The sequence below is a fragment of the Endozoicomonas euniceicola genome (genome assembly GCF_025562755.1).
Classification (GTDB): domain Bacteria; phylum Pseudomonadota; class Gammaproteobacteria; order Pseudomonadales; family Endozoicomonadaceae; genus Endozoicomonas_A; species Endozoicomonas_A euniceicola.
In genome coordinates this window covers 3,256,747-3,268,683 of sequence record NZ_CP103300.1, presented here as the reverse complement: position 1 = coordinate 3,268,683, position 11,937 = coordinate 3,256,747, and the positions used below count along the sequence as shown (strand labels likewise).

The 11,937-nt window shown below is 48.2% G+C and carries 11 protein-coding genes and 1 riboswitch; of the genes, 9 read left to right on the top strand and 2 right to left on the bottom strand.

Going from position 1 to position 11,937, the window contains the following annotated elements; genetic code table 11:
* Positions 1-135: 135 nt before the first annotated feature.
* From NX720_RS13025 to phnR, 3 genes are all read left to right on the top strand, one after another.
* Positions 136-1,095 (top strand): hypothetical protein, encoded by a 960-nt coding sequence (locus NX720_RS13025; protein ID WP_262595266.1) that lies wholly within the window; start codon positions 136-138, stop codon positions 1,093-1,095.
* A gap of 292 nt (positions 1,096-1,387) precedes the next feature.
* A complete protein-coding gene (locus tag NX720_RS13020; protein WP_262595265.1) occupies positions 1,388-2,140 on the top strand; it encodes a hypothetical protein in 753 nt (250 codons plus the stop codon).
* A 107-nt stretch (positions 2,141-2,247) separates the two neighbouring features.
* A complete protein-coding gene (gene phnR, locus NX720_RS13015) occupies positions 2,248-2,952 on the top strand; it encodes a phosphonate utilization transcriptional regulator PhnR (protein ID WP_262595264.1) in 705 nt (234 codons plus the stop codon).
* Between the two features lie 47 nt (positions 2,953-2,999).
* Here phnR and NX720_RS13010 read toward each other — a convergent pair whose 3' ends face one another.
* Positions 3,000-3,395 (bottom strand): hypothetical protein, encoded by a 396-nt coding sequence (locus NX720_RS13010; RefSeq protein WP_262595263.1) that lies wholly within the window; start codon positions 3,393-3,395, stop codon positions 3,000-3,002.
* Positions 3,396-3,453: 58 nt separating this feature from the next.
* On the opposite strand from NX720_RS13010, the gene NX720_RS13005 reads away from it, so the two are divergent.
* The 6 genes from NX720_RS13005 (at position 3,454) to NX720_RS12980 (ending at position 9,603) form a co-directional block, all read left to right on the top strand.
* Positions 3,454-3,801: a hypothetical protein gene (locus NX720_RS13005; RefSeq protein ID WP_262595261.1), complete on the top strand. Its 348-nt coding sequence runs from the start codon at positions 3,454-3,456 to the stop codon at positions 3,799-3,801.
* Between the two features lie 25 nt (positions 3,802-3,826).
* The gene (locus NX720_RS13000) at positions 3,827-4,849 is read left to right on the top strand and encodes a putative 2-aminoethylphosphonate ABC transporter substrate-binding protein (protein WP_262595260.1); all 1,023 of its coding nucleotides are present in this window, start codon (positions 3,827-3,829) and stop codon (positions 4,847-4,849) included.
* A gap of 85 nt (positions 4,850-4,934) precedes the next feature.
* The gene (locus NX720_RS12995; protein WP_262595259.1) at positions 4,935-5,999 is read left to right on the top strand and encodes a putative 2-aminoethylphosphonate ABC transporter ATP-binding protein; all 1,065 of its coding nucleotides are present in this window, start codon (positions 4,935-4,937) and stop codon (positions 5,997-5,999) included.
* Between the two features lie 151 nt (positions 6,000-6,150).
* Complete coding sequence (locus NX720_RS12990) at positions 6,151-7,884, top strand: putative 2-aminoethylphosphonate ABC transporter permease subunit (protein WP_262595258.1); 1,734 nt, start codon at positions 6,151-6,153, stop codon at positions 7,882-7,884.
* Between the two features lie 267 nt (positions 7,885-8,151).
* Positions 8,152-8,967 (top strand): bifunctional DNA-formamidopyrimidine glycosylase/DNA-(apurinic or apyrimidinic site) lyase, encoded by an 816-nt coding sequence (gene mutM, locus NX720_RS12985; RefSeq protein ID WP_262601573.1) that lies wholly within the window; start codon positions 8,152-8,154, stop codon positions 8,965-8,967.
* 42 nt (positions 8,968-9,009) lie between these two features.
* Positions 9,010-9,603, top strand: coding sequence for a 1-acyl-sn-glycerol-3-phosphate acyltransferase (locus NX720_RS12980; RefSeq protein WP_262595257.1), 594 nt, complete (start codon positions 9,010-9,012; stop codon positions 9,601-9,603).
* 38 nt (positions 9,604-9,641) lie between these two features.
* Here NX720_RS12980 and NX720_RS12975 read toward each other — a convergent pair whose 3' ends face one another.
* Positions 9,642-11,633: an NEL domain-containing protein gene (locus NX720_RS12975; protein WP_262601517.1), complete on the bottom strand. Its 1,992-nt coding sequence runs from the start codon at positions 11,631-11,633 to the stop codon at positions 9,642-9,644.
* 157 nt (positions 11,634-11,790) lie between these two features.
* A riboswitch (TPP riboswitch) is annotated at positions 11,791-11,886 on the top strand.
* Positions 11,887-11,937: the final 51 nt, after the last annotated feature.

The following is an 11,937-nucleotide window of genomic DNA, read 5'->3' as shown; positions in this document are numbered from 1 at the left end:
CATAAAAAGTTCATAATTCAAAAGGCTCAGTCGTGAACAGTTTGACTGCTGCGCCAAATTTTTTGTGTATAAAAAAACAACAAAGGTAAACACTTCCAGCTACGCTTATTATTTTCACTGTGATGTAGGAAAAACATGAACATTTTAAAAGTAAATAAAACTTTCTTTTATCAAAACAAAGAGCCGTGCCAACAGCTACTTTTTTATCACCTAAACTGTGTACGTCGTTTAATTCACCCGATAGCCATCTGGTTATTCATTTCAATTTCTCTTATATCGCAAACGCTTCAAGCTTTTTCACCTATCAATTTTCCATGGTTTTATTCTGTTTCAAACTTATTAGAAACTCCTGAGAAAGGAACAGGGCTCCCTGATTTTTATTTGAGAAAAGACAAGAATCTGAATAACGACAATTTAAAAAATTATCTTGATGACACTTGGTTACAACTTCCACAATCCTATACAAACATCATCGCATACCCACTACTGAGATCCAATACTTCTTACGATATTGACAGCATTCAGGCCTACCCCAGAGAAGAGTGGCAAGACTGCTATGGAGTAGAGCTTATTGAAGAGGCAGGCCCTCGTACCGATATCAGGGGAGTTATGGATAATGATGGTAATCAGTTTGTTTTTTTTCAACCTGAAGAAGACACAGACAGCTCATCCGGGAATCCCTATGAGATCCTTCAGGTTCCGGCTATCGAGATCTTCTATCCTGATCCTTCGGATAGACACAGACATCATTTCTTCATGGTGTTCGCTTTCAGGAGAAATGATGATAGCGAGCCACCTCAAAATACAGAGCAGGCGACACCTACCCAGAATGAAAGCAATAGGGCAGTAGGTTATATAACAGGCGGAAATTTCATAGACATAGAATATCGTGATGAAAATGACAGATTCGCAGAAGGCATTATTGCACCAGACTGGGAGTCTTTACTAAATAATCTGGATCAGCAGGATACAAGTCACATTATTCAGCACCTCAAAGCCTCGGATCAGTTAAAAAAGGAGTTGCATAAAGAACTTAAGAGAGACCAGAAATCATTGAGAAAACATCTGATAAAACTTCTGGAAAACGCCAAATAATCTAATTTCACTTCGTTTGTTATTTTCACTGTAATGTAGGAAAAACATGAACATTTTAAAAGTAAATAAAACTTTCTTTTACCAAAACAAAGAGCCGTGCCAACAGCTATTTTTTTATCATCTAATCTGTGCATGTCGTTTAATTCAACCGATAGCCATCTGGTTATTCATTTCAGTCTCTTTTATATCGCGATCGGCAGGGGCTAATCCGACCCCCGATACTCCCTGGCTTTATCCTTTTTTAGACTTACGCCATTCTTTCAGGAAAGAAGCAGAGCTTCCTGATTTTCATTTGAGTAAAGACAAGGCGATTAATTACGACAATTTAAAAAATTATCTTGATGACACCTGGCTACAACTTCCACAATCATATACCAGCATCATCGCATACCCGCTAACATCAGGCGTTTCTTACGGTGCCTCTGCCGAGACCTCCGAACCGGAGCCTTCCATACAGGCTTACCCCAGAGAAGAGTGGGGAAACAATTTTGGAGTAAAACTTCTTCAGAATGCAGATTCTGATACCGATATCCGGGGAGTTCCTTATAATAATCGGCGGTTTAATTTTTTCAATACTGTCGACTACACCGCTCGATCATCCCGACTTCCCTATGAAGTAGTTCAGGTTCTCTCTCTGGAAGATGTAAGCTACGAACTTGACCCTAATGAACTTTATGGTGCCAGACCCGGAGACATGTGCCAGGAATACAGCATACTTTTTACTATCAGAAAAAATAATGACGAACCTGCCCAAGATACAGAACAGGCGACGTCGGCTGAAAATGACAGCAATATGGCAGTTGGCTATATAAGCGGCTCAGATGTTCTGGACACAAGCCGCGATGCCTATGACGTATATGCAAGAGGCTGGATTGCACCGCACTGGGAGTCTTTAATAAATAACCTGGATCACTGGACAATCGGTTACATTATTACAAGCCTCAAAGCCTCCGATGAGTTTAAAGAGGAGTTGCGTGACGAACTTAAGAGAGACCAGCAATCATTGAGAAAACGTCTGATAAAACTTCTGGAAAACACCCAATAATCTTATATCCCCGCCCGCATTGGGCGAGGGTTTACGACGATTTTGCTAATTGCCACTTAAATTCAGGTATATTGTCGGTTTGGAGTTTACCTGGACAAAAACTAACAGTGAGAAACCAGTACCAGATCATTCGATCCGCCCTGTGCGAACAGATAGAAAGCGGCGCCCTGCCAGCAGGGGCGAAACTGCCCCCGGAACGGCAACTGAGCGAAAGCTTTGGAACCACCCGTGTCACCCTGCGGGAGGCGTTGTCGTCTTTGGAAGCCGACGGCATGGTGTATCGTGAAGACCGCCGGGGCTGGTTTGTCTCTCCCGAGCGTATTGTCTACGACCCAACCGTCAACTCCAACTTTCACACCATGGTCACCGATCAGGGCAGAACACCTGAAACCCGTTTAATCAGCGCCTCCCTGGTGCCAGCCACAACGAGGATACAAAAGCTTCTGCAACTCCCGCCGTTGACACCGGTTTATCGTGTCCAGCGCCTGCGCCTGGTGGATAAACGAGCAGTGTTGTACGTTGAGAATTACATTAATCCGGCGTATTTTCCGGATTTACTGGAACAGGATTTACAGCAGTCACTGTCCGATATTTACCGTATTCACTACCGCACCCGCTACAGTAAAGTAAATTATCGACTCTACCCTGTCGGCATTCACGACGAGGCCGCCACACACCTGCGGGTCACCTCCGGTAGCTCTGGTTTACTGGTCACCCGAATCAATCACGACCAGAAAAAACGCCTGATTGATTGTGACTTTGAGTACTGGCGGCAGGATGCCATTGTGATCACGGCCCAGGCTCAGAAATAGGCGCTTCCATTAACCCCTTTCCCATTACAGGAAAGGGGTGGGTGGTGTTATCGATCCAATAATTGCTGAACCATGCTTTCCAGCTTGTCAAAACGTCCTTCCAATCTATCGAAACGTCCTTCCAATCTATCGAAACGTTCGTCTACTTTTTCAAAACGTTCGTCTACTTTTTCAAAACGTTCGTCTACTTTTTCAAAACGTTCTTCTACTTTTTCAAAACGTTCTTCTATTTTTTCAAAACGTTCGTCTACTTTTTTAAAGCGCTCTTCTACATCTCTTCGCAACAGTAGAATCTCATTGTTCATACTGGCTGCCTGAATGTGGACCTGGTACAAATGCTCTCTTATATCCTGTAAGCAGTGATCACAGCTTGCAGCCTGTTTTGCCAACTCCGCATCTGTGCCGGCATTGACCAGTGCTTCATACAAATAGTTGTTCTGCATAGACACCTCTACTTAGGGAAGCAGCAGAACATAATATACCGCTGTTGGCTGTTGGCTGTTGGCTGTTGGCTGTTGGCTTTTGGCTTTTGGCGGTTGGCTGTATGAGCAGCTAATAGCCAAAAGCCAACAGCCCGGTAAGTTATTGAATGCTGCGCCCCTTATTTTTGAGCAACAAGTATACAGCTTATTTTTTATACGCAATGAAATAATTTTCCCGTCAGCATTTTCAAAACACCTTCTTTTTGCGCCTGCTATTTCACATTCTTTCAGCACGCCCGGAAAAATTAACAGCACTGAAATGCAAGCGTCACATTTCGGTCATATTCCTTCCCTAAGATCATCATCTAAATCTGGTCTGTACCAATTGGCTGTAGGTGCTCTGGCTGTAGGCACCAGAAATTTATAAAGCTTTCGATCTGAGGAAAACTCCAATGAAAAAGTCTCTGACCGTTCTGGCCCTTGCAGCCACTTCACTGATCAGTTCTGCTGTCATGGCTGCAAAGCCGGTTGAACTGACCGTCTACACCGCCTTCGAAACCGACCTGCTGGCTCGTTATAAAAATGCCTTCGAAAAAGAAAACCCGGATATCCGTATTAGTTGGGTGCGTGACTCCACCGGTATCATGACCGCCAAACTGCTGGCAGAAAAAGACAACAACCGTGCCGATGTGGTCTGGGGTCTGGCAGGTTCCAGCATGGCGCTGCTGAAGAACGAAGGGGTACTGGCCGCCTACACGCCTAAAGGGCTGAAAGACATCAAAACTGAACTGAACGACCCGGAAAAGAATCAGGCCTGGTTCGGTAATCAGGCGTTCTTCAACGCGGTCTGCTTTAACGAAGCGGTGGCCAAAGCCCAGAACCTGCCAAAGCCAACGTCCTGGGAGGATCTGCTGGACCCGGTGTATCAGGGCAAAATTTCCATGCCTAACCCGGCCTCATCCGGCACGGGTTTCATGCAGGTATCGGCCTGGCTGCAAAGTAAAGGTGAGAAGCAGGGTTGGGATTACATGACCAGACTGCACAACAACATTGCCCAGTATACGCATTCCGGCTCCAAGCCCTGTGTTCAGGCAGCCATGGGTGAAGTCGCCATTGGTATCTCTCAGGCGATTCGTGGGGCTCAGTTAAAAAACCAGGGCGCTCCCCTGGACCTGATCCTGCCTGAAGGTGGAATTGGCTGGGACGTAGAATCGGTTGGCCTGGTCAGCGGTACTGCCAAAAAAGAAGCGGCGCAGCGTCTGGTTGACTGGTCACTGACGCTTAAGGCTAACCAGCAGTACATTGAAGCTTATGCCGTTGTAGGCCACAAAGCCGTCACCGGAGAAGTACCCAACTACCCGGATGTTGAAAGCTCTATGGTCAGCATGGACTTCAACGCTATGGCAACGGGTCGCAAGAAGGTTCTGAAAGAGTGGTCTGAACGCTTCGACTACAAATCTGAACCAAAATCCTGATCGATTGATGAAATGCCAGCCCCCGCTGTTTCGGGGGCTGAGCTATTTAGAGTATATGACTGTTTTCTGCCAGGACTTCACCACCATGCAATCATTCCTTTCCATTCGTAATCTGGGCAAAAAATTTGGCCAGTTCACCGCGCTGGAAGATATATCACTGGACATTGAAAAGGGGGAGTTCGTCTGTTTTCTGGGTCCCTCTGGTTGTGGCAAAACCACACTGTTACGAATGATTGCTGGTCTTGAAGAGTGCCAGAAAGGCGAAATCTGGCAGGGCGGTAAAGAGATCACGCCGCTGCCTCCTGAAAAACGTGATTTTGGTATTGTATTCCAGTCCTATGCTTTATTCCCGAACCTGACGGTATACGACAATATCGCATTCGGCCTCCATAACCAGGGCAAGTCTCAATCCGATGTTCATGTACTGGTCAATGAATGGCTGGAAACCGTTGGCCTGCCTGATTCCGGTCATAAATATCCCGGACAGCTGTCCGGTGGACAACAGCAGCGTGTTGCCCTGGCAAGAGCTCTGGCACTGTCTCCGGGCCTTCTGTTGCTGGATGAACCTCTGTCTGCGCTGGATGCCAAAGTTCGCGTGAAACTGCGAGAGTCTATCCGCGCTCTGCAAAAACGCCTTGGCATTACCACCGTTATGGTGACTCACGATCAGGAAGAAGCCATGGCAATGGCTGACCGCATTGTTGTTATGAACCATGGTCATATTGAACAGGTAGGAACATCAAAGGCCATCTACCAGAAACCGGCTTCGAAGTTTGTAGCTCAGTTTGTCGGTTCCATGAATTTCCTTGATGGCATTGTTGACCAGCAAAATAAAACCCACGTCGGTGAAACGACCGTCGCCGTCGATCCTGTTTGCCGTCAAAATGACCGAGTACTGCTGGGCATTCGCCCGGAAGACCTGACATTTGGCGAGGGCACCTCCGAACTGCCTGTGACGGTTGAAAATATGGAATTTCAAGGTACGTTCGTAAGGGCGGAGTGCAGCCCGAGAGGCTGGAAGAGTCGCAAAAATATAAAGGTCGATGTCCCTATCCACCAGCTGTCTGGTCTTGCGATCAGTCCCGGTAGCCAGTCGAGCATCGTGCTGCAGGAACAACACATTCATGTGTTTCCACCAGAGGCGTTCTAAGGGGCGCAGCATTCAATAACTTACCGGGCTGTTGGCTTTTGGCTATTAGCTGCTCATACAGCCAACCGCCAAAAGCCAACAGCCAACAGCCAACAGCCAACAGCCAACAGCGGTATATTATGTTCTGCTGCTTCCCTAAGGATTTGACCCAATGAATAGTATCAGCAGTACGAACACAGTCTCTTCAATGAATAACCGTCCATCAGCCTTGCAGTCATGGCTGGCAGGTTTTAGTCGTGACCGGGCGATTGTCTCTGTCATCGTGGCACTGATCACCCTCTGGCTGGTGCTGACACTTCTGTTGCCTCTGCTCACCATGCTGGTTCGAAGTGTTCAGGATGCCTCTGGCCAGTTTGCAGGTCTGGCAAACTTTTCCGAATACCTGTCCAGCCGGGTGCTGACCCAGTCCATTACCAATACCCTGAAACTGGGCTTTATTGTGACGAGTATTGTCGTTTCACTGGCTTTCCTGTTTGCCTTTGGCCTGACACGAACCTGTATGCCTTTTAAACCGGTGTTCAAGGTGCTCGGCATGCTGCCCATACTGGCCCCCTCACTGTTACCGGCGATCAGTATGATTTACCTGTTTGGTAATCAGGGTATCGCCAGAGAACTACTGTTTGGTCATTCAGTGTATGGCCTGCCGGGGATTGTACTGGGCCTGGTGTTCTGGACTTTTCCACATGCCGTTCTGATTCTTTCTACTGCCCTCTCTACGTCCGATGCCCGCCTGTACGAAGCGGCCCGGGTTATGCGTTCATCGACGTTTAAGACCTTTATGACCGTTACCCTGCCCACTGTGAAGTTTGGCCTGATCAGTACCATTACCGTCATCTTTACCCTGGTGGTGACTGATTTTGGTGTACCCAAGGTGATTGGTGGCCAGTACAACGTTCTGGCAACGGATATCTATAAACAGGTGGCCGGTCAGCAAAACTTTGCCATGGGTGCAGTGACCAGCGTGCTTCTGTTGCTGCCTGCCTTGCTCGCCTTTGCTGTTGACCGCTGGGTTCAGCGTAAACAGGTTGACCTGTTTGGTTCACGCTCTGTCAGTTATGAACCAGAGCCTCATACTTTAAGGGACACCGCATTCTTCGCCTTCTGTGGCCTGATCTGTCTGGCGATCCTGTCGATTATCGGCATGGCGGTTTACGGCTCACTGGTGAGCTTCTGGCCATGGAACCTGGAGCTGTCCCTGCAGAACTATCAGTTTGAGCGTTTCAGCACCCACGGCTGGAACCCTTATTTCAACTCCCTGAAAATGGCATTGGGTACGGCGATTATTGGTACCGTGATTATCTTTATCACGGCCTATAACGTTGAAAAGAGCAAAATGCACGGCGGTGTTCGTCAGTTTATTCACGCCATGGCTATGATACCGATGGCGGTACCGGGCATGGTGCTGGGTCTGGGTTATATTTTCTTCTTCAACCAGCCGGGCAACCCTCTGGGCATGCTGTATGGCACCATGACCATTCTGGTCATCAACACTGTCGCCCACTACTTTACGGTAGGGCACCTGACAGCACTGACGGCCCTGAAAAAACTGCCTTCAGAGATTGAGTCAGTCGCTGCCTCCCTGAAAGTCCCGCAGTACAAAGCTTTCTTTAAAGTCTCTCTGCCTGTCTGCGCACCGGCACTTCTGGACATTTCCATTTACCTGTTTGTGAATGCCCTGACCACCACGTCTGCGGTTGTCTTCCTGTATTCAACCGACACTATGCTGGCTTCCGTGGCCGTTCTGAATATGGAGGATGCAGGGCAAAACGGTGCGGCGGCGGCGATGGCGGTGATGATCCTGATGACGGCAGCTGTCGTTAAAATAGCTCATATAAGTCTGGGTGAGTTGCTATTGAAACGAACGCAGCAGTGGCGCAGAAAATAGAGTAGCCACTACTTTTGCACTTGGTGGGGCAGCTATGACCAGCAAGGCATAGCTGCCTTTACGGTAACTGTGGCACCCGAACTGTGACTGCGTTCACGTGGGGGAGCAGTCACGTAGTAAAAAGCTATTCCCAAAATAAATTGTCACAGCAAGATGAACTTGAACTTAACAAGAACGATGCAGCAACTCTGAAACCGGCGTTTTCACAGGCAGGTCGCTGGTATACTGCTCACACCATTCATGGGATTTTTACTCAAGTGGAACGCCATGCCAGAACTGCCCGAAGTTGAAACAACCCGCCGTGGTATCGAGCCGCATATCGTCGGGCAAACCATCAAGCACGTAGAAGTACGAAACCCAAAACTGCGCTGGCCTGTTCCCGATAATCTTTCAGAGCTTCTCGCTGGCCGGGTTATCGAGTCGGTCAAACGCCGGGCAAAATATCTACTGCTTGAAGTCGAAGGCGGCCACCTGCTGATTCATCTGGGCATGTCGGGCAGCCTGAGAATGGTCAACAGCGATGAGCCTGCAAAAAAACACGACCATGTCGATATATTTTTCAGCAATGGTTCCTGCCTTCGTTACCACGACCCCCGTCGTTTTGGTGCGGTATTGTGGAGCAGCTCCCCTGTTAATGAGCACGAACTGCTGAACAAACTGGGGCCCGAACCCCTGAGTGACGACTTTTCATCCAGTTTGCTCTATCGCCGGTCCCGAAATAAATCTCAGGCAGTAAAAACCTTTATCATGGATAGCCATGTGGTCGTTGGCGTTGGTAACATTTACGCCAATGAAGCGCTGTTTAAAGCGGGGATTCGCCCGGATCGACCAGCGGGAAAAATTTCCAGAGCCCGTTATGAACGTCTGACGGACTGCATCAAAACCACTCTGGCAGAGGCCATCAGACAGGGAGGAACCACCCTGAGAGACTTTGTCGGCGGCGATGGAAAACCCGGTTATTTTAAGCAGCAGCTTACCGTTTATGGTCGAACCGGTAAGCCCTGTACACGATGTCAGTCGTTCATTATTGAAAGCAGGCTGGGCAATCGAAGTACATTCTATTGCAAAAAATGTCAGCGCTGAGGTATGCCCTCGGCTTTCCTAAACAAATTAAATACAGTGTTAATGGATAAACATCAGCTACAACCCAATCCAGTAAAAGCCGCTATTGGTCGTTTTTTTCTTCGCGTTTTAGGTGGCTGGACCATTGCGGGCCCTCTCCCTACTGCCAGCAAATATGTGATGATTGTCGCTCATCATACCTCTAACTGGGACTTCTTTGTCGGAATTGCCGCCAAGCTGGTACTTGGCCTGAAGCTGCAATTTTTTGCCAAACACTCACTGTTCTTCTGGCCCCTGGGTGTGCTGATGCGCGGACTGGGTGGCGTTCCCATCAAAAGGGACGAATCCGTGAACCGGGTAGACGCCTGCATTGAGCAAATCAAACAAGCCGATGAGTTTATACTGGCCGTCACCCCGGAAGGCACTCGTTCAAAAGTAGAACGCTGGAAGACCGGCTTTTATCACATTGCCAAAGGGGCAGAAATACCGATCATTCCTGTCGCTTTTGACTTCAAGCACCGTCAGGTGGTTTTCGGAGCCCCCCTGCCCGTCACCGATGACAAAGAGCACGACATTAAAGAGATGCACCGTTTCTTTCTGCCCTACCAGCCCAGACGCCCTGAAATGGCCTGTAATGGTCCTTTCGGACAATCATAAGCAGCCCTGCTCAGATAAAGTCCGGAACAGGGAGCTTTTTATACCGCCCCTGATCCGGACTGAATTTTCTTAACCTTGCTCCAGTCCAGTGCTTTTTGGGTATAAGGATTCTTGCCATCAAGCAGGTAACTCTTGTAAAGGGCTTTGTAAGTAACCTGAATATCCTCAGGTTCTGGCAACAACACCATCTCTGTCGTTTCTGACGTTTCTTCACTGGTTAAATCACAGCACTCCCTGACTTTTGTGACATACGTGACAGGAAGTTGATCAAAGGCAGGGATGTTCTGTCTGCGCTCAAACTGTTGCCAGGTCGGCCAGTTTTGCAGATACGCCTCAAGTGCCTTTTCCGTACACTCATTCTCAATGGCTTCCCGTATCTCTTTTCTGCGCTTTTCATCCAGCTCAAAACAATAGGCTGACTCAATGTCCTGCGTCCGCCCGGGCAGGTTGAACTCATTCTGAAAAGCGAGATGTAGCGTCAGCTCAACCTCAACGTCATCCAGATCATTTTCGTTCGCAAGCTTGCAGGCATACTCCCTGATCTTGCCTATGTACATCATTTGTCGGGCTATGGATTTTAACTCGTCGGGATCATTGCATTCCTGTGCTCGTTTTTCAGACTGAATCAACTGAGTTAAAGCCTCAAGGTCATGCAGCGCAAGAGTAACCCGGTCACCGCAGGAGTTGACAGCGTAGTACATTATATCAAGGGCTCGCTGCCTTGTTTCAGCGTCTGAAGCCCCGGAGATAAGGGGAAGGATGTTCAACACCCTCCGCGCCAGAAGACCAGAATGGGATGACTTTCGATAGTCAGCGGTCCGGGTAAGGTGTTCCATGAATTCAACCAGAGTGCCTCTGTCGAAATCCTCAAGATGATTAATACCGGGTGCCTCTTGCCCGGACTGCGCACTCCTGCTCCAGAAACCAAACGCTTCGGCAAAGTCAGCAAACGTTTCATCCGGCGCATCGTCCAGTGGCTGACAATCAAAAATTATGTTCTTGTTGCGATTCTGATCCTTGCTGTAACGGTGCTGAACATTGCTCCAGTCGTTTAATGTTATATACCGCTCACTCTCATCACTCCCGTCGCCCGGCGTGATAATGTGTTCTGGCAGGGGAGAAATGCGTTTACAGCCTGACAAGACAATATCGCCACCCGCTTTAAAAGCTTCCACACTCTCAGGCAGCCCCCGAAGTTGATAGCAGCTCGATAAATTAATATCACCCTCAACGTCAATCTGCTCCAGGCATTCCAATCTTGAGCAGCCTGTCAGATTGATACTACCATTACATTGCGTTTTGCCTGTCCAGGTTTTCAGGCCGCTACAGCCTGCCATATCAATATTCCCACGGACAAACAGACTCGCTGTCTGGCTGGTTAGCCCGGTACACTCACAGGCCTCAAAATCTTCCAGAACAATAAGCCTTTCACCCAGAGCCTCAAGATTGAAACAACCCGTTATCCTGCAGTCTTTCTGAACGAATAGATTTTTAGAGAAACTCCTGAGTGTGTAACAATCTTCAAGATTCAGCTCACCCAAAACAATGAGGTTGTCGGGCAGGGTTTTAAACCATGTATTGCCAGACAGATCAATATCACTTTGCACCACATAACAGACATCCGAAGCAAAAGCCTTTCCACTTAAAAGTATGTCTTTAAACTCTTCAGCAGAAAGAATCTGAGTACCGTTAATGTCTGGAGACAATGGGATGTCATCTTCAACGTCTGATGAGATCATGTCGCCATGCCGTTGCAGGAAAGCCTGAAAAGCCTGTTCCCCCGCAGAAGAATGATTTGGGTTTACATAAATAGCCGCAGGCGCCGAGGGAGTCACTTTATGATCCCGGCAGGGGCTAAAAGCACCAGCCCCTTCAGCAGCAGGTAACCTCTTCCCCTCCTGATCCGGCATCGAAATAGAACAACTATTGGTTGGGGGCTGCTCATAACCTGAAGCGGTTGTTGTCTCTGGGAATGCCTGCTGTAAGGATCGCGCCTGTGGTAATAAAGAATTGCTACTTCCCGTATGCATCTGAAATGTCCCTTTGGCTTTTTAACAGAATACTTATCATCAGATTCGACAGGCTAAATCACTATTGGTTCCTGTCTGCCCGGCAGCTTCAGCCATGAAATTCAGTCAGGGAAACTCTGAGACATATAGACACATACTTCCAAACCCAATAGACTCGACGCGTTGGTTGGGGTGCTGTCCACAAGGCAGCTGAGAAATACCCATTGAACCTGAACCAGATAATGCTGGCGTAGGAAACCGACGAACAAGCGATGCATTGCCGCTTTTTTATCGCTTGCCGCAACGTTTCCATCGTCAGTTCGGA